We start from the raw sequence: 23,046 nt of genomic DNA, 5'->3' as shown, positions 1-23,046 counted from the left end.
GATGCTGAAGTGGCTGAGCAAGCGGCTCGAACGCAATGAGCCGGTCAACTTCGAGACCGTTCAGGCGGCGGAGCGGCGTCATATCGAGGCCGGGCAGGCCCGGGCCTTCGACGACAGCCACCGGCACTATCTCGAGGACCATTACCGTAGCTTCGTCGAGCAGCAGTATCCGGACTATGTGTGCAAGCATTATGCCTACATGGATCCTGATGCCTTTCCGCACCGGGCGCGCCCCTGCTACGGCCTGGCGCTGTCCGGCGGCGGTATTCGTTCGGCCTCCTTCGCCATCGGCGTCATCCAGGCCCTGCGCAACCGCTACCTGGCCGGCAACAAGCCGCCGGTGTTCGAGCGTCTTGCCTACCTGTCCACCGTTTCCGGCGGTGGCTATGCAGGTTCGGCGCTGACCTGGTACCAGAAGCTGTTCAACCGCTTCCCGTTCGGCAATATCGACACCTTCGCCGGCACCCTGCAAAGCCGGCATGAGGAAGACCGGATCCTCGGCTATATCCGCCAGCACGGCAAATACCTGACGCCGGCACAACTGGGCGGCGCCTCTCTGATCGGCAATATCCTGCTCAGCGTGATCCATTCGGTGGTGGCCTACACCCTGATGTTCGGGCTGGCGTTCCTGCTGTTCTCGATCCTGATCACCACCGGCATGCTCGACCCCATCCTGAACCTGACGCTCATCGATACCACCAGCATCGAGTCGTTGCTGGCACGGGGCCCGAGGATGCTGGCCTCGATCCGGGAAGAGGCTGTCAGCGGCCACAGGATCGCCTTCTCGGTGTTTTTCCTCACCCTGGCGCTGCTCGTCGCGGGGGCCTTTCTGGCGACCGTATTCGTCTACGGCCTGAGCAGTTATTTCAGCGCCTCCTTTTCCCGCGCCTACTGCTATCGCGTGCGCGTGCAGCGGGGACTCGGACTGCTGCTCAAGGGCATTGCGCTTGCCCTCTTCCTGGCCGCCCTCCCGCTGGTCGCGCACCTGGTATTCGGCAGTCAATTCGAGTTCGAGGACCCGGGATTTTTCAGCTCGATGGTATCGTGCGTCGCCGGCATACTGCTCTCGGTCCGGCAGTTCCGGCTCAATACCGAGGCCTCGGACACAGGTACGGATCGAGCCGGCCTGGCCGGGCGTTTGCTGGCGGTCCTGGCGACGCTGGTCTTCACCTTCTTCATCTTCCTGATCGCCTACATTGTCGCCGAGTACGTGCACGAGCTGTACCGCACCACGAACGATGCCACCTGGCTGGTGCTGTTCGTACTGCTGACACTTTTGATTCCGCTGTTCGTTAATATCAACCAGGTGTCGCCGCACAAGATGTACCGTGACCGGCTGATGGAAACCTTCCTTAAGGCACCGGAGGTGACCGCCAGCGCGCCACTCTGTCGCCGCGGCAAGGCCGCGAACGACACCGCCCTCGCCGAGATCGCTCGCTCCGGCCACTGGTCGCCCTATCACCTGATCAACTGCAACGTCATTCTCAACAATGCGCTCACGCCGCGCTATCGCGGACGCCTCGGCGACAGCTTCCTGCTGTCGCCTCTCTACTGCGGCAGCCAGGCCACTCACTACATCGACACCGAAACGTTCGCCAACGGCAACCTGACGCTGGCCACCGCGATGTCGATTTCCGGCGCCGCCGAGAATCCCCATTCGGGCGTGGCCGGCGCCGGCGGCGTCACCAGCCCACTGCTGTCGTTCCTGGCCACCTTCCTCGGGCTGCGCCTCGGCTACTGGGCCTTCAACCCGAGCCACCCGCTGTTCTCGCTGCAACATCTCATTCGGCCGAACTACCTGCTGCCGGGCTTTCGCAGCCTGTTCGACTACGGCCACAGGGAACGCAGCCTGATGATCGAACTGTCCGACGGCGGGCACTTCGACAATACCGGCCTCTACGAGCTGATCCGCAGGCGCACTTCGGTGATCGTCCTGTCCGACGGCAGCGCCGACCCCGACGCGACCTTCGACGACTTCGGCAACGCCGTCGAACGCATCCGCGTCGACTTCGGCGTCTCGATTCGCTTCCCGCACGATGCTTTCGACATGTCGGGCGTTCAGCCCGGCAGTCAGGCCGCCGCAAGCGAAAGCAGCGTCCGCCTTTACGACGAGAAGTACCAGCTCGCCGAGCGCGGTTATGCCATCGGTGACGTCCTTTACCCGGATGCCGGCGACCAGAGAGCCTTCGTCGGCCGCCTCGTTTACATCAAGTCCGCACTGACCCGTCACCTGCCGGGCGACCTTTATGCCTACAAGCTGGCCAACCCGAGCTACCCGAACCAGCCGACCAGCGACCAGTTCTTCGACGAACGCCAGTTCGAGGCCTATCGCGAGCTGGGCTACCAGCTGACCCGGCAACTGCTCAGCAACGAGGAGGCCATGGCGCTGCTGCCTTGAGCGGCATTCCTTGAAGAGCTTCGCCCGGAGGCCGGGCTCCTACGGGTGAACAAAAGCTTCGCCCGGAGGGCCGGGCTCCTACGCGGACTCAAAGGCCCGTGAGGTAGTCGACCATCTGCGCGCGCATCCGCCGGCCCGGCAGCGGACCGGCGAGCGCCCCCATGTTCTCCGCCATATGATCGACCCGCCGGGTCGCCGGAATGGCACAGGTCACGGCCGGATGAGACAGGATGAACTTGAGGAAAAACTGTGCCCAGTTGCGCGCCTCGATCTCGACGGCCCAGGGCGGCAGCGGATAGCGGCCGAAGCGGTCGAACAGCGCGCCGCGCCGGAACGGTCGATTGACGATCACCGCGGTGCCCCGCTCCGCCGCGAGCGGCAGCAGGCGGGACTCGGCCTCCCGGTCGAGGACGTTGTAGGTGAGCTGGACAAAGTCCAGCGGCTCGCTGCGCAGTATCCGCTCGAGTTCGTCGTGGCGACGGCCATGGGAGGTGGTCACGCCGATATAACGCAGGCGCCCGTCGGACCTGAGCTGGCGCAGCGTCTCGAGTTGCGCTTCCCAGGCCACCAGGTTGTGCACCTGGATCAGGTCGAAACGCTCGAGCCCCCAGAGGTCGAAGGACTGCTCGATCTGCATGTGGCCGTGGAACTGCAGCGGCGTCCAGACCTTGGTCGCGGATATCAGCCCGCCCGGATAGCCCAATCGCTCCAGGCAGCGCCCGACCACCTGTTCCGACGAACCGTACATGGGTGACGAATCGATCATGCCGCCGCCGGCGGCGAAGAAGGTTCGCAATACGTCGGTACGCACCCTCAAAGCTTCGGCATCGTCGCCGACATCGAAGGTCAGCCAGGTCCCCATGCCGATGGCCGGGATCGCCTCGCCGCTGGACGGGATGGTGCGAAAATGCATCCCCATCGCCCTCAGGGGGTCTGGCAGCAATGGCCATAGCCCGGCCGCGAGCATCCCCGCAAGCAGTGCGCGTCGACTGGGTTTCGGTGTCATGGCGCCCCTCGTGGTGTCCGGGTGTTGTATCGGCATCAGACAACGAAGTCGCCGCCAGGATCCGTGACCCCACCTGTCACGCAGTAACGACACAAAATACCAATATTAATTATTTTTTTAGTATCCAATTATCAGGGAGTTGATTCCGGTCAATTCCGTCGTCGCCGCTTCGTACCATGATAAAGCTCAAGACCCCTGGGAGGACCTGATCATGGGCTTTATACGACATATCGACGATCGACTTGAGCTGATGGGCCTGATGCTGGAGACAACCGGTGCGGACCTGACAAAACTGTCTCCCGGCGCCCTGGATGCTCAGTTCCGCTCCGCCGCCTACCGCTGCCTGGGGTGCCGACAGGAGGAACAGTGCGAAAGATGGCTGAACGAAGAACATCGCCATGAAAAGGCGCCCGGATTCTGCCCCAACGCAGAACTGATGAACAGCGTTCGCGACTGAAGCTCAGTCGCCGCCGGACAGCAGGCCCGGATACTTGCGCAGCGAAGCCCTCAGCTGGTGATAGGTCAGCCCGAGGGCCTCGGCCGCGCGGCGCTGATTGAACTGAGCGGCCTCCAGCGCCTGGCGGATGAGCCGCTGCTCGTACTCGGCGACGCGCTGACGCAGGTCGCCCGCGGCGGTTTTCGCCGGCGCTTCCCGCGCAGCCGTTTTCTGACGCTCGGGCTCTGCGTCAGTCTCTGAATGTCCGGGATGGCGCCAGGGCGCCTCGAAGGGATCCAGCACAATATGGCGGACCGGTTCGGCGGGATCCGGGTTGCGATAGACGCTGCGCTCGACGACGTTTTTCAACTCCCGCACATTGCCCGGCCAGTCATGCTCCAGCAGCTGCGCCAGCGCGGCGCGATCGAAACCGGCAAACCAGTCGTAACCCAGCTCCCGGCACATGCGCTGGGCGAAATGCTCAGCCAGCTCGGCGATATCGTCGCGCCTGTAACGCAGCGGCGGCATGTTCAGCACATCGAAGGCCAGCCGGTCGAGCAGATCGGCGCGAAAGCGCCCTCCCTTACCGCCTGTGGCAAATCCTCGTTGGTCGCCGCGACCACCCGCACATCGACCTGCAGCGTCCGGCTGCCGCCAAGGCGTTCGAAACGCCCGTATTCGATGATGCGCAACAACTTCTCCTGTACCCGGATCGAGGCGGTCGACAGCTCATCGAGAAACAGGGTGCCACCCTCGCTACGCTCGAACAGCCCGGCGCGGGCGCGGGTCGCCCCGGTGAAGGCGCCGGCCTCGTGACCGAAGAGTTCGGATTCCAGCAGCGATTCGCTCATGGCCGCGCAGTTGACCTGGAGATAGGGCTGCTGCCAGCGGGTCGACAGATAATGCAGCCGCTCGGCGATCAGCTCCTTGCCGGTCCCCCGCTCGCCGATCACCAGTACCGGCCGGCTCAGCGGCGCCAGACGCGAGGCCTGGGTCAGCAGTCGGTGAAAGCGGTCGGAACTGCCAATCAGCGTCTGCCTGAACTGAGGCATAAAACCACCTTTTAGCCATTTAAACCAAATATTAGTCAAAAAAGCACAGACATTAGTTCAATTTTCCTGTGATTCCTCGTATGCCAGGCAATAACAGCTTTAATATCAATAAGATACCAATAGCTGGCACGTCTCTGGCTTTTCTACTGACAAGCAACAGAGCGAATCCACCAGCAAGGAGACCGCAGCCATGGGTATCTTTTCACGCTTTGGCGACATCGTTAACGCCAATATCACCGCCCTACTCGACCGCGCCGAAGATCCGGCCAAGATGATCCGCATGATGATCCAGGAGATGGAGGACACCCTGGTCGAAGTGCGTACCACCTCGGCCCGGGTTATCGCTGACCGCAAATCCCTCGAGCGCCGTATCGAGCGCCTGCGAAGCGAAGCCTCTGAATGGGAACGCAAGGCCCGGCTGGCGCTGAGCAAGGAACGCGAGGATCTGGCCCGCGCGGCCCTGGCCGAGCAGCAGGCGGTCGAGGACGCGCTGCAGCAGGCCGGCCGGGAACTCGGCGCCATCGAGGAGCAGCTCGGCATTCTCAACGAGGAGATCGGGCAGTTGCAGCAGAAACTCGACGACGCCAAGGCGAAGCAGAAATCGCTGCAGGTTCGGGAACAGACCAACCGCTCGCGCATGGACATGCACCGCTCCGGCAACCGCGAAAAGCTCGAGGAGGCGTTCCGCAAGTTCGAAGCCTACGAGCGGCGCATGGACGACATGGAAGCCGAGCTCGAATCCCATGACCTGGGCCGCAACCGCAGCCTCGCCGACGAGTTCGAAGAGCTCGAGCGGGACGACCAGGTCGAAGAGGCCCTGGCAGCCCTCAAGGCACGCATGCGGTCCGGCAAGGGGAGTGAGGCCTAATGTCGACGATGGTGTTTTTCTTCGTCCCGACGGTGATCTTTCTCACCGTCGTGGTGCCCATGTGGCTGATTCTGCACTACTGGACCCGTGCCCGGCTCAACAAGGGCCTGTCGGCCGACGAGCGCCAGCATCTCGAGGAGGCCCTGGCGCTGGCCGAGCGTCTGGAGCAGCGGGTCGCCACCCTGGAGACCATTCTCGATAGCGAACATGCCGGCTGGCGCACGGCCCGGGACGACGACCGCGAGCGCCGGGCCTGAGCCCGAAGGAGGCAAACGATGGACAAGGCAACCAAGCATAATGGCTATAACCGCAATCTTTACCGCAGCTCGACCCAGGGCTGGATCGCCGGCGTCTGCGCCGGGCTCGCCGAAACCTACGGCCAGCCGGTGTGGCTCGCACGGATCATCTTCCTGACCCTGTTCCTGTTCAGCGGCAGCCTGGCGGTTCTGCTGTATCTGGTCGCCGTCGTGCTGCTGGAGCGTCGTCCGCGGGCGGCACCGCGGGAAGCCCCCGCAAGCCGGCATTCGACTACGGCCAGCCCATGAGCACCCGACTGCGCCGGCTGAACGAACGAATGCGCGCCCTGGATCAGCGTCTGCAATCGATGGAACGTTACGTGACGTCGAGCCGCTACCGGTTCAACAAGGAGTTCAGGGACCTGTAGTCCTGCGCGAATGTGCCTTGAACAGAGCCCCGGGCCTTCGGGTATGATGGCAGGACCGGATCAATCCCTGGGATCAAAGGCACATGGACAACAGGCCCCCGTCTGGAGAACCGCAGAACAATAGCACCGGGGCGGCCGAGGAAGCCGTCACGGTGGTCATTTCGAGGCGTATCAAGAGCGGCCGGGAACGGGAGTTCGAGCGCCTGAGCAACGCCCTCAGCCAGGAAGCCGTGAAATTTCCCGGTTTTCTCGGTTCGACGCTGTTGCGACCGTCCGGCAGCGCCGATCCCGAATACCGCATCGTCTTCAAGTTCCGCTCGCGGGAAGACCTTGACCGCTGGCAGCAGTCGCCGGAGCGCAACCAGTACCTGGATGCGATCGAGGACTGCCTCGATGCTCCGGACAGCACCGAAGTGCTGTCGGGCCTGGTGGCCTGGTTTTCTCTGCCGGGGCAGAACCCGGTGAAACCGCCGCCGAAGTACAAGATGGCCGTGGTGGCCTGGCTGGCGATCTTCCCGCTGATCACCCTGATCACCTGGCTGCTCGGTCCCTGGCTCGGTCAGCTACCCTTGATACCCAGAACGTTGGGCATGACGGTGGCGGTAACGCTGCTGATGACCTACGTGCTGATGCCGCTGCTGACGAAGCTGCTCGCCTTCTGGCTCTATCCCCGGCGCGACCGTAGCGAACGGTAGGGTGGGATGAGCGCCGCAGGCGCGAATGCCACCGCCAGCCACGGCGGGTCCGGAGCCCAATGGGATACGACTCACCGGAATGCGATTCACCGGAATGCGATTCACCGGAGGAATTCGCTGGGCTCATTGCCACCCTACGATATGTCCATCGCGTTGCGGATCAACACCTCCAGCCTTTCGCGTGGCAGCCCTTCCTGTCCACGCAGCGCGGGCTGCAGCACCCCTCCCGGCATAGCGCCAGCAGCACAAAGCGCCGCTCCTGATCAGGACGGAGCCCCTCGGTTTCCAGCAGATGGTCGCACCAGCTTTCCAGGCGACGCTCGAAATCATCGAACAGTTGCAACGCCTCGGGTGCCATCTTGTGCCGCTCTCCGAGCATGATGCGATAGATCGCCAGCATCTCAGGCTGTGCCGCCAGCTGACCGAACGCCGACAGTATGGCGTCGACCCAGTCACCATCGGAGCGCGCGATGGCGGCGCGCTGACGCTCGGACTGCTCGATCGCCTGCTCCAGCATCGCCTGCCAGAGCACCTGCTTGCTGGGGAAATGGCTGTACACCGTCGGCTTGGAAACGCCCGCCGTCTGCACCACCAGATCGACCGTGGTGCCCTGATAGCCGAGCTCGCTAAACAGCTGCCGGGCGCTGTCCAGTATCTGCTGTTTCTTCGAGGGCCGCCCTCTGGCCATGACGCTGTCCAAATTACAGTTGACGAAACCGGATTCTACTATTATTTTAACTAAACGGTATAGTTAATTAATTAGGACTGGACCATGCAAGGCAACAACGGTTTCTTCGGCCGCTTCGGTGGCAGCTACATTCCGGAAATACTCTACGCCAGCCAGCAGGCACTGCTGGCCGCCTGGCAGCAGGCCGCCGGGGATACCGACTTCATGGCCAGTGTCGACCGGGAAATGCAGCAGTATTCGGGTCGTCCCACCCCGCTGACACCCTGCCCCAACCTGAGCAGGGCACTGGGCGGCGCCCAGATCTATCTCAAGCGCGAGGACCTGAATCACAGCGGCGCCCACAAGATGAACAACGTTATTGGCCAGGGACTGCTGGTCAAGCGCATGGGCAAGAAGCGCATCATCGCCGAAACCGGCGCCGGTCAGCACGGTGTCGCCTCGGCCCTGGTCGCCGCCCGCCTGGGACTCGACTGCACGGTCTATATGGGCGCCCGCGATATCGAACGCCAGTATCCCAATGTGTTCTGGATGAAACAGCTCGGCGCCACTGTGGTGCCGGTCACCAGCGGCGGCCAGACGTTGCGCGATGCGCTGGACGAGGCGCTGCGGGACTGGTCCGCCGACCCTTCCGGCAGCCACTACCTGATCGGCACCGCCTGCGGCCCGGCCCCCTATCCGGAGATGGTGGCGCAGTTTCAGTCCGTGATCGGGCGCGAGGTCCGCACCCAGAGCCTGGAGCAGTTCGGCGCCCTGCCGGATCGCATCTACGCCTGTGTCGGCGGCGGCAGCAACGCCGCCGGGATACTGTTGCCTTTCCTCGACGATCAGCGGGTGGAGCTGGTCGGTATCGAGGCCGGCGGCCGCGGTCGCGAGCCCGGCGAACACTCGATCCGGCTGTCCGGCAACCTCGGCAGCCCGGGCATCGCCCAGGGCTTCTCGACGATGTTCCTGCAGGACGACCAGGGACAGCTGATGGAAACCCATTCGGTCGCCGCCGGTCTCGATTACGTCGGCGTCTCGCCGATTCTGGCCCATCTGGCCGAAACCGGCCGGGTACGGATGGACGCCGCCACTGACGACGAGGTCATCGACGCTTTCCAGATGCTGCTGCGCCACGAAGGCGTCATCCCGGCACTGGAGTCCGCCCATGCGGTGGCCGGCGCGCTGCGCGAGGCACCACAACTGTCGAAGGACGAGCGCATCGTGATCAATATTTCCGGTCGCGGCGACAAGGATATCTTCAATGTCGCCAGCGCGTTGAAGGACCCGGAGTTCGGGCAGTTTCTGCAACGGTATCTGGCACGGGAGGCCCAGGCATGAGCGCATTACACACCTTTATCGAACAGCAGCGCAGCGCCAGACCCGTTCTGCTGATGACCCATGTCGTCTACGGCTACCCGAGTGTCGACGAGAGCCTGGCGCTGATGCGCGACCTGCTCGAGACCGGCGTCGAACTGCTCGAGGTGCAGTTCCCGTTCTCGGACCCCTCGGCCGACGGCCCCTCGATCCTGCATGCCTGTCACGAGGCACTGCAGCAGTCGCCGACGCTGCAACGCTGTCTCGAGGATATCGCAGTGCTGAGTCGGGACTTTCCGGACAGCCGGGTCCTGCTGATGAGCTACCTCAACCCCCTCTTTCGCCACGGCCTCGAGCGCCTGCCGGCGGCAGCGGCCACCGCCGGCATCGTCGGGTTCATCGTGCCGGACCTGCCGATTGAGCTGGCTGCGTCCTACCGCGACGCCTGTGCTGAAGCCGGCGTCGAACCGGTCTGGCTGCTGACCCCGGAAACACCGCCGGCGCGGATGCGGCAGATCTGCGAGGCCGCGACCGGCATGCTCTACTGCGTCAGCCGCAAGGGCGTCACGGGGCAGAGCGGTGAATCGACACAGCCGCTGGAGGCCTATCTGGCCGCCATCCGACAGCACACCGGCCTGCCGCTGGCGGTCGGCTTCGGCATCCGCACGCCAGCCCAGGTCGCGGCGCTGCAGGGCCAGGCCGATATCGCCATTGTCGGCTCCGGCCTGCTCGATGCCTACAATCAAGGCGGGCGGGCGGCGGTCAGGGACCTGGTTCGGTCCCTGCGCAACTGAGGACCGCGGCGCCTTTCCACGCAGGGCGGGTTAGCGACGCATCACCTCGCTGTGAACGTCGCGTCCACGGCTAGGCGTCGCATAACCCGCCAGCGTCGCAGGGGTCTGTTCACGGCATCACCGCCGGCGGCCCCTACCCCATCACCCGATTCGGCAGCCACATCACGGCCTCCGGGAACAGCATGCAGAGCACCAGTACCAGCAGCTTGAGCAGAATGAAGGGCGTCACGGACCTGTAGATATCCAGCATGCTGACATCCGGCGGTGCGATGCCCTTGAGATAGAAGAGCGCAAAGCCATAGGGCGGTGTCTGCACGGCGATCTCGATATTCAGGATCATCAGGATACCGAACCAGATCGGGTCGAAGCCCAGATCGACGACGATCGGCGTGAACAGCGGCGCGCACATCAGCACGATGATGAACTCGTCGATGACGAAACCCAGCAGCAGCATGATCAGTTGCATCAGCATCACCACGCCCAGCGGCGGCAGCCCAAGGTCCCGGGTGAACCCGGCGACCATGTCCTGCACCCCCATCAGCAGATGAAAGTTGCTGAACAGCGTCGCGCCCAGAATGATCCACATCGCGACGCTGACCAGCATGGCGGTCTCGACGCCGGCCATGCGGAACATCCCCATGCGAAAGCGCTTGAAGAAGAACGCCAGGATGATGGCGCCGACCACGCCGATGGCGCCGGACTCGGTCGGCGTCGCTATGCCGCTGACGATACTGCCGAGCACCGCGACAATCAGCAGTACCGAAAACAGACCGTCACGCAGGGTACGCAACTTCTCTTTCGGCGACATCGCCGCTTCCTTGCCGGTACCCATGGGCGCGCGGGCCGGATTGAGCTTGCAGCTGATGATGATGTACAGCACCAGCAGGCAGATGGTGACCAGCGCCGGTACCAGCGCGGCAATGAACATCTTGCCGACCGAGTTTTGCGTCGAGGCCGCGAACATGATCATCGGCACGCTCGGTGGAATCAGGATCCCGAGGCCCCCGCCGGCCATGATCACGCCCAGCGCCAGACGCCGGTCGTAGCCACGCTCCAGCATCGGCCGCAGCGCGATGCTGCCGGATGTCATGATACCGGCGCCGATGATCCCGACCATGGCGCCGATCATCGAGCAGACGCCGACGACACTGATCGCCAGCGAGCCGCGCAGACGGCCGATTAGCAGCTGGCTGGCATTGAACATCGCATCGCCGATGCCGGACCGGGTCAGCAGCTGCCCCATGTAGATATAGAGCGGGATCGCCAGCAGGATAAAGCTGAACAGCGTCGACTCGAAGGTGCTGGGCAGAATATTGAAAATGCCCTCGCCCCAGGTGCCATAACCCACGGCCATGGCGATGCCGCCGAGCGCGAGCCCGACCTGCGCGCCGATGGCAAAGGCCACCAGGATGCAGAGCAGCAGAATGCCCGTCAGCAGTTCAATGGCCATCGCCCGCCCCCTGCAGTTGCGGCAGCAGATCTTCGCCGGCCACCAGATGATAAAGGTCTTTGATCATGTCGCTGGACAGTTGCAGGATCAGCAGTGCGGCCGAGACCACCAGCATCATCCAGAAATGATGCATGCTCGGTGCCCACTCGCTCATCCGGCGGTAGTTGAACTGGATCGCTTCGTTGAACTTGTCGATGCACACGACAACGACTACCAGCATGAAAAAGATCGCCAGTCCCGCCGACAGCAGATTGAAGATGCGCCGGGTATTGCCGGATACCGACATATAGAGAATATCGACATTGATATGGGCCTTGCGCTGCTGGGCGTAGGCGCCGCCAAGCGCCGCCAGATAGCCGAAAAAGAACAGCGACAGATCATAGGCCCAGACCGTCGGTTCGTTCAGCAGATAGCGGGAAAATACCTCGAAGGCAACCACCAGCGCCAGCAACGGCATCAGCAGCGAGGTCGAGCGACCGATAAAAGCCACCAGGCTTTCGACGGCGGCACAATAGGTTCTGCATAAGGTCGTGATCATGGATACAGCCCTGATGGAGAATGGGTAAAGGGATCGCCTCTACCTGCAACGGCCCCGGGCCGCACCCTCGGCTGGAGGGACGGACCGGGATGAATCCGGGACGAACGGGCCCCGCCAGGGCCCACCGCCATTACTGCTTCAGGATATCCACCAGTTGCTTACTGTATTTGTCGTCAGCCGCATACTCGTCCCAGAGGGATTCGCCGGCGGCCTTCCAGGCCGTGCGATCGGCGTCGCTCGGCGCCGGGCTCCACTGCATGCCCTTGGCTTCCATGTCGGCGATGGCCTGGGACTCCCAGAGGCGGGACTTGGTCATCTGCTCGCGGGCATGCTGGGCGGTAGCGGCCCTGACGATCGCCTTGAGGTCATCCGGCAACTTGTTCCAGGCCTTCTGGTTGACCACCACCGGCAGCACCGGCGCCGGCCAGGGGCAGGCGGTACATGTACTTGGCCACTTCGACATGGTTGCCGTCGCGATGGTCGATCAGGTTGCTGCCGATGGAACCATCGATGACGCCGGTCGCGAGACCGGTGTAAATTTCGCTCCAGGTCAGCGACACCGGCGAGGCGCCGAGATTGCGGACGAACTTGCCATAGGCGCCGGGCGCACGCAGTTTCAGCCCCTTGAAGTCCTCGATGGAGTTGATCGGCTCCTTGGTCAGCAGGTAGACCGGCGGCTGGATGTAGGGATCGAGCCAGACCAGCCCCTGCTCGCCGTAGGCTTGCGTCAGCACCTTGTCCCAGCCCTTCTCGTGGAACAGCACGCTGAGTTCGCCAACATCGGCGGTACCGCCGGGCAACCCGACCTCGACGATACCGGCAGGCAGCTCGCCGGCATTCATCGGCTGGAAGTGCGCGCCCATGGTGATCAGGCCGGACTTGACCGCGCCCAGGATGCCGGTGGTGTCGACCCCCTCGCCGGCATACATCATTTTCACCTTGATGCGCCCGCCGGACATGGACTCGATATTCTCTGCCAGGCCCGCATAGACCTCGCCGAAGGCGGTGCCGCGGGTATAGAGGTTGGCGAAGCGCCAGTTGTGTTCGGCCGCCTGGGCGCCCGATGCCAGGCCGCCCAGGCCCAGCGCCACCGCAAGTGAACCGCAAATAAGCTGTTTCTTTACGTTGCCAAGAAGTTTGAGCATGTCGTTGTACCCTTTCTAATTGTTTTAAATAGCGTTGCAGCGTCATTCGAATGTCAGCCGCAACACGTTAACAAAGGCCCTTCGCCCGTTACATCAAGCCCTTGCCACCTAAAGTTTCAGCCCGATCAAACTTTACCCGCGAATTTCATAAGTCTCTGAAATAGCGATATAAAACCTGAGAAGTCATTGACCTTGCTCAGGTTTGACGAAACCTTTGTACACCCGGGGTCGAAGGGCTCGGTCCGGTTTCGCAAAAGCAAACAGGACCCTTGAGGCCGGACAGGCTCCGGCCGGGCGCCTCAGAAAAGCTCGGAAGCCGTCATTCGGATTGCACCAACCAGCCGGTCGATATGGGCCTTCTCGATGGTCAGCGGCGGCGAGAATGCAATGATATTGCCCATCGCCCGGATCATCACGCCATTGTTGTAGCAGCCCGCCTGGAAGGCGCCACCGACCGGTTTGCCGCTGCCCGCCGCGTCGGAGAACTGCACCGCGCCGATCAGGCCGTAATTGCGCACGTCCACGACCTGCTCGATATCGCGCAGCGAATGCAGCGCATCCTCCCAGTACCGGCCGATATCGCCGCCGGCGCGGGTCAGCAGACTTTCGCCCTCGTAGATGTCGAGCGTCGCCAGGCCCGCCGCGCAGGCCACCGGATTGGCCGAGTAGGTGTAACCGTGATAGAACTCCACCGCGCCTTCCGGGGCATTGTCCAGGATGCAGTCGTGGATAGGATCGGCCACGAAGACCGCGCCCAGCGGCACGATACCGTTGGTGATGCCCTTGGCCGAGACGATCATGTCCGGCACCACGTCGAACTCGACCGCAGCGAAAGGCGAACCCAGCCGGCCCCAGCCGGTGATGACCTCGTCGAAGATCAGCAGGATGTCGTGGCGGTCGCAGATCTCGCGCAGCCGCTTCAGGTAGCCGGCCGGCGGCAGGATGACACCGCCGGCACCGCTGACCGGCTCGACGATCACCGCGGCGATGGTGGCTGCATCGTGGAAGCGGATCAGCGCCTCGAGGGCATCGGCTTTTTCGAGGCCGTGCTCCGGCAGCCCCCGGCTGAAGGCATTGCGCTCAAGATCCAGGGTATGGGGCAGGTGATCAACCGGCAGCAAAGGTCCAAAGCCCTTGCGGTTGGGGGTGAGTCCTCCGACCGAGATGCCTCCGAAATTTACGCCGTGGTAGGCCATCTCCCGGCCGATCAGCTTGTATTTGCCGGACTTGCCGCGGGAGGCCTGATAGGCCAGCGCAATTTTCAGCGCGCTCTCCACCGCCTCGGAGCCCGAGTTGGCGAAAAATACCCGGTTGAGATCGCCGGGCGTATGCTGAATCAGCCGCTCGGCGAACTCGAAGCCGATATCGTGACCGAAGCCGAACGGCGACGTATAGTCCAGTTCAAGCGCCTGACGGCCGATCGCCTCGGCAATTTCCGGGCGGACATGGCCGGCATTGACACACCATAGGCCGGCGGTCGCATCGAGAATCTCGCGCCCGTCGTCGGTGTAGCAGAAGACCCCTTCGGTTCTTTCGATAATGCGCGGACTGGCCTTGAATGCCCGGTTCGGCGTGAAGGGCATCCAGAACGCATCCATGTTTTCGTATCGTTTCATTTCGCTAAAACCACCGTCATCATTGAGCCCGGTCAACGATAGGCAGGTCGGCGCGGCGGGAAAATCACCGGCTCTGCAATTAAAGGTTTAACGCGATCAAACATTCTCCCAACCTAGAAACCGCACTTTTCCGGATTCGGGTAAATGCCGGTAAAATAGCCGCAAATTCTGTGGCGGTATGATATCCATGAGTCTCAAGAACTATTCGCTCGGGCAGGTCGGCGACTTCGAAATCAAGCAGTTGCGGATATTCAAATCGGTCGTCGACAACGGCGGCTTCTCGGCCGCCGAGACCGAACTCAATATCAGCCGTTCGACGATCAGCATTCATATCTCCAATCTGGAGTCGCGGCTGAACCTGCGGCTGTGCCGCCGCGGCCGGGGCGGTTTTGCACTGACGCCGGAAGGAACGGCGATCTACGAAATGACCAGCCGGCTGCTCGACTCCCTCGAGGAGTTTCGCAACCAGGTCAATGAAATGAGCCAGAACCCGGCCGGAGAGCTGCGCATCGCGGTCAGCGACGGCACCAGCCTGGACCCGCGCAGCCGCTTTCCCGAAATGATCGCCCGTTTCTGCAGCCGGGCACCGGAGATCCTGCTGCAGACCGAGGTCGCAACCCTCGCCGATATCGAGCGCATGGTGCTGAACGACGAGGCCGATGTCGGGCTGATGCCCTACCACCGCCAGCTCGATGGTCTCAACTACATTCACCTCTACAGCGATGTCTGCCGCCTTTACTGCAGCCGCAACAACCCCCTACTGGCACTGGAAGAGAGCGAACTGACGGACGAGGTGATCAACTGCTTCACGGCCGTGGAACCTGGCGTGAAGCCGAACGAGGAGGCCACCCAGCAGCTATCGGGCATGAGTCTCAAGGGGCGGGCCTATTTCTACGAAACCCGGCTGGCGATGATTCTGTCCGGCAAGTTCATCGCCTTCCTGCCCGAAGCCTATGCCGAACCCTGGGTCGGGAGCGGCCAGTTGAAGAGTCTCGGCGGCCCGGAACGCTATTACAGGCTCGGCATCGCCGCAGTGACAAAAAAGAGCTGTCAGCCGAACAAGGCGACCTCGCTGTTCCTCGACATCATCGAGGACGTGCACAGCCCTCATAGCGGCTGAACGCCACTCGCTGCTACCGGACGCATGCCGGGCCGCAGTGGTTCTTTGATCCGTTATGCGTAGGGTGGAATGAGCTTGCGAATTCCACCGGTGAATCGCATTCCATCGGTCTCCGGCCACGCCGTGGATCAGCCGATTTACCTCGCCAATGCCTGACAGTAGCGGTGGAATTCGCCTTCGGGCTCATTCCACCCTAGGCATCCACCAGCCGGGCATCGCGCACGATGGCGGTGATGATGGGCACCGGGCTCAGCAGGTGCTCCAGCATCATCTTCGAGGCGCCGGCGGCATCGCGCCGCAACAGGGTGTCGACGATCGCCGCATGCTCGCGGCGCTTCTGCTCCAGCGCCTCGGCCGAGAATACGGTCTGGCGCAGCCACAGCTGGCGATAGCGTTCGGCCTGGTCCATCAGCACCGCCCGCAGCTCGAGCAGCTTCTCCGAGCCGCAACCCGAAGCGATGGCGCCATGGAACGCCTTGTGACGCTTGTCCCAGAGATTCATCATCTCGTCGGCGCTGTGGATCTCGGCCACACTGGCCAGCGTATGGGCCTTGGCAATCACCTCCGCCTCCCAGTGCTCGTCGCCCCGTTCGACCGCAAGGCCCACGATCATCGCTTCCAGATGGGCCCGCGCATCGTAGATATCGTTCAGCTCCTGCAGCGACATTTTCGCCACCCGGAAGCCGCGCTGGCTCGCCGCCGTCACCAACCGCTCGGTCACCAGCTGTGACAGCGCCTCACGCATCGGCCCGGTACCGATCTGGTAACGCTCCTTGAGCTGGCTCATCAGCAGCTTGTCACCGGGCCGGAAATGGCCGCTGGTGATATCCCGCTTCAGCAGCCCGTAGGCCACCACCGCCAGGTTCTGTCGTTCAGATTCCATCGTTCATCCTGTCCTGCCTGCACTTCAGCGACGCCCGATTATACCCATCCCCTCTCTCTTTAGGCAGCTCCGATTTCGATTAAATGTTGACGAAAATAAAAAATGTAGATATTTTTAAAAAACGCAGACATTGCCCCCGGTAACAAATGAGGCCAAACCGATGACGCAGCCCGCCACCGCACTTGATTTCGACGCCCCGGGCTTCAGCCTGAAGCCCAGTTCCCAGTCTGGGCGCCTGCTGGAACTCGAATTCGATGCCGACATCGTCAGTCGCTATCTGGAACAGATGGCGCCCTACCCGGTACAGGCACTGGAATACAAATCATTCCTGCGCTTTCGCGCCGGCAGGATCCTCGACGACCTGTGCGGCAACCGACTGCAGTCGCTGTTGATCGACACCCTGGTGGATCGCGACAGCGGCGCCCTGCTGATCACCCCCGGGGACTCGACCGCGTCGAGCAGGCCGAAGAGATGGTGAAGTTCACCACCGCCGTGGCCCACCTGTTCGGACGTTCCAACTTCGATGCGATGAGTGGCCAGTACTACGCGCGCTTCGTGGTACAGAACGACGACAACTCCGACAGCTACCTGCGCAAGGCGCACCGGGTGATGGAGCTGCACAACGACGGAACCTTCGTCGAACAGGACACCGACTACGTGCTGATGTTGAAAATCGACGAACAGAATATGGAGGGTGGCAACTCGCTGCTGCTGCACCTGGACGACTGGGAACATCTGGACCGTTTCAGCACCGGCCCGATGGCCCACCGGGTCATGCGCTGGACCGCGCCGCCGAGCAAGAACACCCGCAAGGATGTCTTTCACCCGGTGTTCGACGTCGACAACCAGGGCCGGCCGATCATGTCCTACATCGATCAGTTCGTGCAGCCGAAGGACTTCGACGAGGGCAACTGGCTCGCCGACCTGTCCGAGTCACTCGAAAACAGCCGGCAGATCCTGTCGGTTCCGGTCCCGGTCGGCAGCTTCCTGCTGATCAACAACCATTTCTGGCTGCACGGTCGCGACAAGTTCACGGCTCACCAGGGCCTGCGCCGCGAACTGATGCGCCAGCGCGGCTACTTCACCCATGCCAAGACACTGCGCAACCCCCGCCAGTGATTCCGGGCCCCTTGGGCTGCCCTTGCCCCACAAGTCGCCCCTCAGAGCCCCCAATTCGTTCTCGGCAAGGCGCCGTTCGCAGGGAAGAGAGGTTCTCTTGCCAAAAACGGCAACACAGTCGAGGACGAATTGGGGACTCCTCCGGGCGAGCCGTCAAGGAGTCATCCGCTGTGTTGCATTTTCTCGACATAGGCCCACTATGCCTTCGAAAATGCGTCGTGCGGCTGACCCCTTGGCGACTCGCTGAGCGGGATTTGTTGGGCAAGGGCAGCCCTATACTTCCGGTCGCGAACCGCGACCAGCCACCGTTAGCGACAAGCGAGGTCAGGGTGTACGATTTCATCATTATTGGCGGCGGTATCGTCGGCATGTCGACCGCCATGCAGCTGCTGCAGGCCTTCCCCGAACGCAAGGTCCTGGTCATCGAGAAAGAGAACCGGCTGGCCGAACATCAGACCGGGCACAACAGCGGCGTGATTCACGCCGGCGTCTACTACACGCCGGGTAGCCTGAAAGCGAAGTTCTGCCTCGAGGGCAACCGGGCCACCAGGGCTTTCTGTGATCACCACGGCATTCCCTACGACGCGTGCGGCAAGCTCCTGGTAGCCACCAGCGAGCTGGAGATGACCCGCATGCAGGCCCTCTGGGAGCGCACCGAGGCCAACGGTCTGGAGCGGGAATGGCTCAGCGCCGGGGAGTTGAAGGAGCGCGAGCCGAACATTACCGGTCTCGGCGGCATCTTCGTGCCCTCGAGCGGCATCGTCGACTATCGCGCCGTCACCGAAGCGATGGGCCGGGAATTCCGCGCCCTGGGCGGCGAGATCCGCTTCGGCTGCCGCGTCAGCGCCATCCAGGAACTGTCATCCGAGGTGCGGGTGAAAACCGGGCAGGAAACCTTCGCTACACGCCACCTGATCTCCTGCTCGGGCCTGATGGCCGATCGCATCGTGCGCATGCTGGGCATCGATCCGGGTTTCCGCATCTGCCCGTTCCGCGGCGAATACTATCGCCTGAAGCCCGAGCACAACCAGATCGTCAATCACCTGATCTATCCGATCCCGGACCCGTCGATGCCGTTCCTTGGCGTCCACCTGACGCGGATGATCGACGGCAGCGTCACGGTCGGCCCCAATGCGGTACTGGCCTGGAAGCGGGAGGGCTATCGCAAGACCGATATTTCGCTGCGCGACAGCCTCGAAACCCTCGGTTACCCGGGCATACTCAAGGTACTGAAACAGAACCTGAAACCGGGCCTCGCCGAGCTGAAAAACTCGCTGTTCAAGGCCGGCTACCTCGAACAGGTGCGCAAGTACTGCCCGTCAATCGAAAAGGCGGACCTGCTGCCCTACCCCGCGGGTGTTCGCGCCCAGGCGGTGTCGAAGGACGGCCGACTGGTGGACGACTTCCTCTTCGTCAACAGCGCCCGCACCATCAACGTCTGCAACGCCCCGTCGCCGGCCGCCACCTCGGCGCTGCCGATCGGCCGGCATATCCTCGAGACGGCGATCGGGCGTTTCGACCTCGGCACGCCGGCGCACGCCGCCTGAATCGACAAGTGACGGGTGGAGCGTTACGTGAAAAGCGTCACCCATAACGCTTTTGTTTCAGGAGGGGTATAGGTTTAATTTATTAATGAGGCTGCTAAGGTAAATAATGTCAGAAAATAAAGAATGACAAGAGGTTTGATATGAAAGCACTGATCGCCGCACTCCCGCTCGTGCTGTCGGCCGCTGCGGTACAGGCGGACGAATCCTGCGGCCGGGTCACCATCGCCGATATGAACTGGAACTCTGCCACCCTGATCGCCAATGTCGACCGCTTTATTCTCGAACATGGCTATGGCTGTGACGCCGAACTCGTGCCCGGCGACACCATGCCGACCAGTACCTCGATGATCGAAAAGCAGGAGCCGGATATCGCGCCTGAACTCTGGACCAACTCCTTCCAGGCTTCGCTGGACAAGGCCGTGGCCGAAAACCGTCTGAAGGTCGCCGGCAAGGTATTCTCCGACGGCGGCGAAGAGGGCTACTGGGTACCGAAATACCTGGTCGACAAGGACCCGAGCCTCGCAACCATCGAGGGCATCAGGGCCAACGCCGACCTCTTCACCCATCCGGAAGACCCCGACCGCTCCGCTTTCTACGGCTGCCCGGCCGGCTGGGGCTGCCAGATCACCTCCTCCAATCTGTTCCGTGCCCTGGACCTCGAGAGCGCCGGTTTCGAACTGGTCGACCCGGGCTCGGCCGCGGGCCTCGACGGTGCCATCGCCCGCGCCTACGAGCGGGAACAGCCCTGGTTCGGTTATTACTGGGCCCCGACCGCGATTCTCGGCAAATACCAGATGGTCAAGGTCGACTTTGGCAGCGGCGTCGACAAGGACCATTTTCTCGACTGCATCACTCAGGTGGACTGCCAGACCCCGAAAGTCACCATGTACCCGGAGTCACCGGTTTATACCTACACCACGGACGAATTCGCGAAACAGGCCCCCGCGGTGTTCGAATACCTGGCGACGCGCAGTTTTACCAACGATCAGCTGAACGAGCTGCTGGCCTGGATGGAGGATAATCAGGCCGACGGCGAAATCGCCATGGAGCACTTCCTTTCGGAATATCAGGATGTCTGGACCGGCTGGCTGTCTGACGATACCGCCACGAAGGTGAACGCGGCACTGGAAAATTTCTGACCAGCCACCGGGTTAATGCATGAAGGTACGCCTGCTCCCTGTGGACGTGCCTGAATATCCATTTCTGCACGGGGAACCCTCATGGCTGACGAATCCTGGCTGAGCCGAATGCCGCAGCTGGATCGCGGTGATCTGCTGGCCATACGCAAGACCCTCGACGAGGGTTATCGTGATTTTTCGCGCAACTACGGCGAAACCATCGAAAACTTCTTTGACCCCCTGCTCAGCTTTCTGGTCTGGTTCGAAAAGCTCCTGCTCGACTCGCCCTGGTGGATCGTGCTGCTCTGCATCGCCGGCCTCTCCTATGCCGCCAGCCGGTCCTGGAAACTCTGCCTCGGCGTGATCGTCTCGCTGCTGGCGGTCGGCTACTTCGGCATGTGGGAGGACACCATGCGCACCATGAGCATCATCACGGTGTGCACCCTGCTGGCGATTGCCGTCGGCATACCGGTCGGCATCCTGATGGCCCGCTCGGATCGCACCCAGGCCTTCGTCACGCCGGTGCTGGATATCATGCAGACGATGCCGGCCTTCGTCTATCTGATACCGGTGGTGATGCTGCTCGGCATCGGCAAGATTCCCGGTGTCATCGCCGTGGTGATCTACGCCATACCGCCGGTGATCCGGCTCACCAACCTCGGCATCCGGCTGGTCGACAGCGAAGTGCTCGAAGCGGCGACCGCCTACGGCGCCAGTCCCGGACAACGCCTTTTTGGCGTCCAGCTGCCGCTGGCGATGCCGACCATCATGGCCGGTATCAACCAGACCATCATGATGTCGCTGTCGATGGTGGTGATCGCGTCGATGATCGGCGTCAAGGGGCTGGGGCAGCCGGTCCTCAAGTCGATCACCAACCAGTATTTCACGCTCGGCCTGATGAACGGCCTGGCGATCGTGGCGCTGGCGATCATCTTCGACCGCGTCTCCCAGGCCTATGCCAGGCGCACCCAGAAACATATGGGCGGGTCTCAAAATGCATGATGTAGATGCCGTGCAGCCCCTGATCCGGATCGAGGGGCTGTTCAAGCTGTTCGGCTCGAATCCCGAGGCGGTGATGCCGCTGGTGCACCAGGGCAAGACCAAGGATGACATTCTCGCCGAAACCGGCCATACGCTCGGTCTCAAGGATATCAACCTCAAGATCGCCAAGGGCGAGATATTCGTCATCATGGGGCTCTCCGGCTCCGGAAAATCGACCCTGATCCGCCACTTCAACCGCCTGATCGACCCGACCGAAGGCCGCATCCTGGTCGAGGGTGTCGACGTCATGAAGCTGTCGCCCAAAGAGCTGATCGAGTTCCGGCGCCACAAGATGTCGATGGTGTTCCAGCGCTTCGGCCTGATGCCCCACCGCACCGTCATCGACAATGTCGCCTACGGCCTCAATGTCCAGGGCATCGATAAAAACACCCGCCAGCAGCAGGCCCGGGACTGGCTCGAAACCGTGGGACTGGCCGGCTACGAGGATCAGTACCCGTCGCAGCTGTCGGGCGGTCAACAGCAGCGCGTGGGCCTTGCCCGGGCGCTGTGCACCAACGCCGAGATCCTGCTGATGGACGAGGCCTTTTCGGCACTGGATCCGCTGATCCGCAGCGAGATGCAGGACCAGCTGATCGAGCTGCAGAAGAAACTGCACAAGACCATCATCTTCATCACCCACGACCTCGACGAAGCCCTGCGCCTGGGCGACCGCATCGCGATTCTGAAGGATGGCGTGCTGGTGCAGGAAGGCACATCGGTGGACATTCTGCTGCACCCGGCCGACGACTACGTCAGCGCCTTCGTCAAGGACGTCAACCGGGCGCGGGCCCTGACCGTTTCGACGGTGATGAAACCGGCGGCCTGCTGCGTCGGGGCCGGAACCATCGGCGATGCCCTGGCCGAAGTCGAGAAATCGGGCACAGACCATGGCTATTACGTGGGTCCCGAGGGCTACCAGGGCACGCTGGGCCTGGAGGCACTGAAGGCCGCCGCCGCCCGCGACCCCGGCCAGCGGATCGATCACTCGCTGCTGGAAGCGACGACCGCGGTTTCGCCCGATGCGCTGATCGAGTCGGTAATCCCCGATACGCTGGACAACCGCTACCCGTTGCCGGTTGTCGGCAGCGACGGCCAGCTGCAGGGCGAACTGTCCCGTGCCTGCCTCGTCGATGTACTGGGAGACGGCACCAGCCGAAACGCAGCCTGAAGTCGGCGGCGCTCATCTATCCTTGAGGTACCCGAACAGAGGATAGGCGCTGCCGATGCCGAATGATCGCGCCGGGGCCGAGCCGGCCGCCACCTTACTGCAACTGATTGACGAATTGAGCTCGGAGCTTCGGCCCGGCCAGCCGAAGGGCCCGGTACTGCTGGACAGCACCCTCGACGGGGACCTGGGACTCGACAGCCTGAGCCGGGCCGAGCTGTTCTCGCGTATCGAGCAGCGCTTTCGCGTCAGCCTGCCCGGCCAGACCTTCGCCGAAGCCGAAACGCCGCGCGATCTGCTGCGGGCGCTGGCGCGGGCCGCCCCCTGGGCCCTGTCGCCGACGCCGCACCGCCCTCCAGGCCAGAGACGGCGGCGGGTCTCCCGTTGCAGGCACGAACCCTGACCGA

25 protein-coding genes and 1 pseudogene are annotated in these 23,046 nt (G+C 62.7%); 16 read left to right on the top strand and 10 right to left on the bottom strand.

Annotated features, from left to right (window positions below; genetic code table 11):
- Position 1: 1 nt before the first annotated feature.
- A complete protein-coding gene (locus ACFQDL_RS19420) occupies positions 2-2,398 on the top strand; it encodes a patatin-like phospholipase domain-containing protein (protein ID WP_379910459.1) in 2,397 nt (798 codons plus the stop codon).
- 88 nt (positions 2,399-2,486) lie between these two features.
- On the opposite strand, the gene ACFQDL_RS19415 is transcribed toward ACFQDL_RS19420, so the two are convergent.
- Positions 2,487-3,404: an aldo/keto reductase gene (locus tag ACFQDL_RS19415; protein ID WP_379910458.1), complete on the bottom strand. Its 918-nt coding sequence runs from the start codon at positions 3,402-3,404 to the stop codon at positions 2,487-2,489.
- Positions 3,405-3,615: 211 nt separating this feature from the next.
- On the opposite strand from ACFQDL_RS19415, the gene ACFQDL_RS19410 reads away from it, so the two are divergent.
- Entirely contained in the window at positions 3,616-3,861 is a 246-nt protein-coding gene (locus tag ACFQDL_RS19410) for a DUF6455 family protein (protein ID WP_379910457.1), read from the top strand.
- Between the two features lie 3 nt (positions 3,862-3,864).
- Here ACFQDL_RS19410 and ACFQDL_RS19405 read toward each other — a convergent pair whose 3' ends face one another.
- Together ACFQDL_RS19405 and ACFQDL_RS19400 are read right to left on the bottom strand one after the other, a co-directional pair.
- Positions 3,865-4,368, bottom strand: a complete 504-nt coding sequence (locus ACFQDL_RS19405; protein ID WP_379913193.1) for an AAA-type ATPase lid domain-containing protein — start codon at positions 4,366-4,368, stop codon at positions 3,865-3,867.
- Between the two features lie 2 nt (positions 4,369-4,370).
- Complete coding sequence (locus ACFQDL_RS19400) at positions 4,371-4,892, bottom strand: sigma 54-interacting transcriptional regulator (RefSeq protein ID WP_379910456.1); 522 nt, start codon at positions 4,890-4,892, stop codon at positions 4,371-4,373.
- 190 nt (positions 4,893-5,082) lie between these two features.
- On the opposite strand from ACFQDL_RS19400, the gene pspA reads away from it, so the two are divergent.
- The 5 genes from pspA to ACFQDL_RS19375 all read left to right on the top strand — a co-directional run bounded on the left by pspA (position 5,083) and on the right by ACFQDL_RS19375 (position 7,119).
- Positions 5,083-5,760 (top strand): phage shock protein PspA, encoded by a 678-nt coding sequence (gene pspA, locus ACFQDL_RS19395; protein ID WP_379910455.1) that lies wholly within the window; start codon positions 5,083-5,085, stop codon positions 5,758-5,760.
- Entirely contained in the window at positions 5,760-6,017 is a 258-nt protein-coding gene (gene pspB / locus ACFQDL_RS19390; protein WP_379910454.1) for an envelope stress response membrane protein PspB, read from the top strand. The genes pspA and pspB overlap by 1 nt, the downstream gene beginning before the upstream one ends.
- 18 nt (positions 6,018-6,035) lie before the next feature.
- The gene (locus tag ACFQDL_RS19385) at positions 6,036-6,305 is read left to right on the top strand and encodes a PspC domain-containing protein (protein ID WP_379910453.1); all 270 of its coding nucleotides are present in this window, start codon (positions 6,036-6,038) and stop codon (positions 6,303-6,305) included.
- Positions 6,302-6,424: a hypothetical protein gene (locus ACFQDL_RS19380; RefSeq protein WP_379910452.1), complete on the top strand. Its 123-nt coding sequence runs from the start codon at positions 6,302-6,304 to the stop codon at positions 6,422-6,424. The genes ACFQDL_RS19385 and ACFQDL_RS19380 overlap by 4 nt, the downstream gene beginning before the upstream one ends.
- Before the next feature lie 83 nt (positions 6,425-6,507).
- Complete coding sequence (locus ACFQDL_RS19375) at positions 6,508-7,119, top strand: antibiotic biosynthesis monooxygenase (protein WP_379910451.1); 612 nt, start codon at positions 6,508-6,510, stop codon at positions 7,117-7,119.
- Between the two features lie 160 nt (positions 7,120-7,279).
- Here the strand turns inward: ACFQDL_RS19375 and ACFQDL_RS19370 are convergent, their stop codons facing one another.
- A complete protein-coding gene (locus tag ACFQDL_RS19370; protein WP_379910450.1) occupies positions 7,280-7,807 on the bottom strand; it encodes a TetR/AcrR family transcriptional regulator in 528 nt (175 codons plus the stop codon).
- Positions 7,808-7,891: 84 nt separating this feature from the next.
- Here ACFQDL_RS19370 and trpB point away from each other — a divergent pair, with 84 nt between their 5' ends.
- Positions 7,892-9,127 carry a tryptophan synthase subunit beta gene (gene trpB / locus ACFQDL_RS19365; protein ID WP_379910449.1) on the top strand — a complete coding sequence of 412 codons (1,236 nt, stop codon included), beginning with the start codon at positions 7,892-7,894 and terminating at the stop codon, positions 9,125-9,127.
- Positions 9,124-9,897 carry a tryptophan synthase subunit alpha gene (trpA, locus tag ACFQDL_RS19360; protein ID WP_379910448.1) on the top strand — a complete coding sequence of 258 codons (774 nt, stop codon included), beginning with the start codon at positions 9,124-9,126 and terminating at the stop codon, positions 9,895-9,897. Before trpB ends, trpA begins: the two co-directional genes overlap by 4 nt.
- 133 nt (positions 9,898-10,030) lie before the next feature.
- On the opposite strand, the gene ACFQDL_RS19355 is transcribed toward trpA, so the two are convergent.
- From ACFQDL_RS19355 to aptA, 5 genes are all read right to left on the bottom strand, one after another.
- A complete protein-coding gene (locus tag ACFQDL_RS19355; RefSeq protein WP_379910447.1) occupies positions 10,031-11,347 on the bottom strand; it encodes a TRAP transporter large permease in 1,317 nt (438 codons plus the stop codon).
- Entirely contained in the window at positions 11,337-11,885 is a 549-nt protein-coding gene (locus ACFQDL_RS19350; protein WP_379910446.1) for a TRAP transporter small permease subunit, read from the bottom strand. Before ACFQDL_RS19350 ends, ACFQDL_RS19355 begins: the two co-directional genes overlap by 11 nt.
- Before the next feature lie 130 nt (positions 11,886-12,015).
- Positions 12,016-12,291 carry a type 2 periplasmic-binding domain-containing protein gene (locus ACFQDL_RS19345; RefSeq protein ID WP_379910445.1) on the bottom strand — a complete coding sequence of 92 codons (276 nt, stop codon included), beginning with the start codon at positions 12,289-12,291 and terminating at the stop codon, positions 12,016-12,018.
- Entirely contained in the window at positions 12,251-13,030 is a 780-nt protein-coding gene (gene dctP / locus ACFQDL_RS19340; RefSeq protein WP_379910444.1) for a TRAP transporter substrate-binding protein DctP, read from the bottom strand. Before dctP ends, ACFQDL_RS19345 begins: the two co-directional genes overlap by 41 nt.
- A gap of 299 nt (positions 13,031-13,329) precedes the next feature.
- A complete protein-coding gene (gene aptA, locus ACFQDL_RS19335; RefSeq protein WP_379910443.1) occupies positions 13,330-14,646 on the bottom strand; it encodes an omega-aminotransferase AptA in 1,317 nt (438 codons plus the stop codon).
- Positions 14,647-14,833: 187 nt separating this feature from the next.
- Here aptA and ACFQDL_RS19330 point away from each other — a divergent pair, with 187 nt between their 5' ends.
- Positions 14,834-15,766: a LysR family transcriptional regulator gene (locus ACFQDL_RS19330; protein WP_379910442.1), complete on the top strand. Its 933-nt coding sequence runs from the start codon at positions 14,834-14,836 to the stop codon at positions 15,764-15,766.
- Positions 15,767-15,959: 193 nt separating this feature from the next.
- Here the strand turns inward: ACFQDL_RS19330 and csiR are convergent, their stop codons facing one another.
- Positions 15,960-16,649, bottom strand: coding sequence for a DNA-binding transcriptional regulator CsiR (gene csiR / locus ACFQDL_RS19325; protein ID WP_379910441.1), 690 nt, complete (start codon positions 16,647-16,649; stop codon positions 15,960-15,962).
- A gap of 160 nt (positions 16,650-16,809) precedes the next feature.
- On the opposite strand from csiR, the pseudogene glaH reads away from it, so the two are divergent.
- The 6 genes and pseudogenes from glaH (at position 16,810) to ACFQDL_RS19295 (ending at position 23,042) form a co-directional block, all read left to right on the top strand.
- Positions 16,810-17,768 (top strand): annotated as a pseudogene (gene glaH, locus ACFQDL_RS19320) (glutarate dioxygenase GlaH).
- 329 nt (positions 17,769-18,097) lie between these two features.
- Positions 18,098-19,315 (top strand): L-2-hydroxyglutarate oxidase, encoded by a 1,218-nt coding sequence (gene lhgO, locus ACFQDL_RS19315; protein WP_379910440.1) that lies wholly within the window; start codon positions 18,098-18,100, stop codon positions 19,313-19,315.
- A gap of 140 nt (positions 19,316-19,455) precedes the next feature.
- A complete protein-coding gene (locus tag ACFQDL_RS19310; protein ID WP_379910439.1) occupies positions 19,456-20,454 on the top strand; it encodes an ABC transporter substrate-binding protein in 999 nt (332 codons plus the stop codon).
- A gap of 81 nt (positions 20,455-20,535) precedes the next feature.
- Positions 20,536-21,435, top strand: a complete 900-nt coding sequence (locus ACFQDL_RS19305) for an ABC transporter permease (RefSeq protein ID WP_379910438.1) — start codon at positions 20,536-20,538, stop codon at positions 21,433-21,435.
- On the top strand, positions 21,428-22,642 hold the full coding sequence (locus ACFQDL_RS19300) for a quaternary amine ABC transporter ATP-binding protein (protein ID WP_379910437.1): 1,215 nt from the start codon (positions 21,428-21,430) through the stop codon (positions 22,640-22,642). The genes ACFQDL_RS19305 and ACFQDL_RS19300 overlap by 8 nt, the downstream gene beginning before the upstream one ends.
- Positions 22,643-22,697: 55 nt before the next feature.
- Positions 22,698-23,042, top strand: coding sequence for an acyl carrier protein (locus tag ACFQDL_RS19295; RefSeq protein WP_379910436.1), 345 nt, complete (start codon positions 22,698-22,700; stop codon positions 23,040-23,042).
- Positions 23,043-23,046: the final 4 nt, after the last annotated feature.

The sequence above is a fragment of the Marinobacterium aestuariivivens genome, from assembly GCF_042661465.1.
Taxonomy (GTDB): domain Bacteria; phylum Pseudomonadota; class Gammaproteobacteria; order Pseudomonadales; family Balneatricaceae; genus Marinobacterium_A; species Marinobacterium_A aestuariivivens.
Note: the sequence above shows the minus strand (reverse complement) of the source record. Positions and strands in the feature narration are given on the sequence as shown.

Bases quoted from the DNA above. Each gene is read 5' to 3' on its own strand.
- ACFQDL_RS19375 (WP_379910451.1), top strand. From the start codon at position 6,508: ATGGACAACAGGCCCCCGTCTGGAGAACCGCAGAACAATAGCACCGGG.
- ACFQDL_RS19330 (WP_379910442.1), top strand. From the start codon at position 14,834: ATGAGTCTCAAGAACTATTCGCTCGGGCAGGTCGGCGACTTCGAAATC.
- ACFQDL_RS19295 (WP_379910436.1), top strand. From the start codon at position 22,698: ATGCCGAATGATCGCGCCGGGGCCGAGCCGGCCGCCACCTTACTGCAA.
- ACFQDL_RS19405 (WP_379913193.1), bottom strand. From the start codon at position 4,368: ATGCCGCCGCTGCGTTACAGGCGCGACGATATCGCCGAGCTGGCTGAG.
- ACFQDL_RS19400 (WP_379910456.1), bottom strand. From the start codon at position 4,892: ATGCCTCAGTTCAGGCAGACGCTGATTGGCAGTTCCGACCGCTTTCAC.
- ACFQDL_RS19350 (WP_379910446.1), bottom strand. From the start codon at position 11,885: ATGATCACGACCTTATGCAGAACCTATTGTGCCGCCGTCGAAAGCCTG.
- ACFQDL_RS19420 (WP_379910459.1), top strand. From the start codon at position 2: ATGCTGAAGTGGCTGAGCAAGCGGCTCGAACGCAATGAGCCGGTCAAC.
- ACFQDL_RS19415 (WP_379910458.1), bottom strand. From the start codon at position 3,404: ATGACACCGAAACCCAGTCGACGCGCACTGCTTGCGGGGATGCTCGCG.
- trpB (WP_379910449.1), top strand. From the start codon at position 7,892: ATGCAAGGCAACAACGGTTTCTTCGGCCGCTTCGGTGGCAGCTACATT.
- pspB (WP_379910454.1), top strand. From the start codon at position 5,760: ATGTCGACGATGGTGTTTTTCTTCGTCCCGACGGTGATCTTTCTCACC.
- ACFQDL_RS19385 (WP_379910453.1), top strand. From the start codon at position 6,036: ATGGACAAGGCAACCAAGCATAATGGCTATAACCGCAATCTTTACCGC.
- ACFQDL_RS19305 (WP_379910438.1), top strand. From the start codon at position 20,536: ATGGCTGACGAATCCTGGCTGAGCCGAATGCCGCAGCTGGATCGCGGT.
- ACFQDL_RS19410 (WP_379910457.1), top strand. From the start codon at position 3,616: ATGGGCTTTATACGACATATCGACGATCGACTTGAGCTGATGGGCCTG.
- ACFQDL_RS19370 (WP_379910450.1), bottom strand. From the start codon at position 7,807: ATGGCCAGAGGGCGGCCCTCGAAGAAACAGCAGATACTGGACAGCGCC.
- ACFQDL_RS19355 (WP_379910447.1), bottom strand. From the start codon at position 11,347: ATGGCCATTGAACTGCTGACGGGCATTCTGCTGCTCTGCATCCTGGTG.
- aptA (WP_379910443.1), bottom strand. From the start codon at position 14,646: ATGAAACGATACGAAAACATGGATGCGTTCTGGATGCCCTTCACGCCG.
- dctP (WP_379910444.1), bottom strand. From the start codon at position 13,030: ATGCTCAAACTTCTTGGCAACGTAAAGAAACAGCTTATTTGCGGTTCA.
- ACFQDL_RS19380 (WP_379910452.1), top strand. From the start codon at position 6,302: ATGAGCACCCGACTGCGCCGGCTGAACGAACGAATGCGCGCCCTGGAT.
- pspA (WP_379910455.1), top strand. From the start codon at position 5,083: ATGGGTATCTTTTCACGCTTTGGCGACATCGTTAACGCCAATATCACC.
- csiR (WP_379910441.1), bottom strand. From the start codon at position 16,649: ATGGAATCTGAACGACAGAACCTGGCGGTGGTGGCCTACGGGCTGCTG.
- trpA (WP_379910448.1), top strand. From the start codon at position 9,124: ATGAGCGCATTACACACCTTTATCGAACAGCAGCGCAGCGCCAGACCC.
- ACFQDL_RS19300 (WP_379910437.1), top strand. From the start codon at position 21,428: ATGCATGATGTAGATGCCGTGCAGCCCCTGATCCGGATCGAGGGGCTG.
- ACFQDL_RS19310 (WP_379910439.1), top strand. From the start codon at position 19,456: ATGAAAGCACTGATCGCCGCACTCCCGCTCGTGCTGTCGGCCGCTGCG.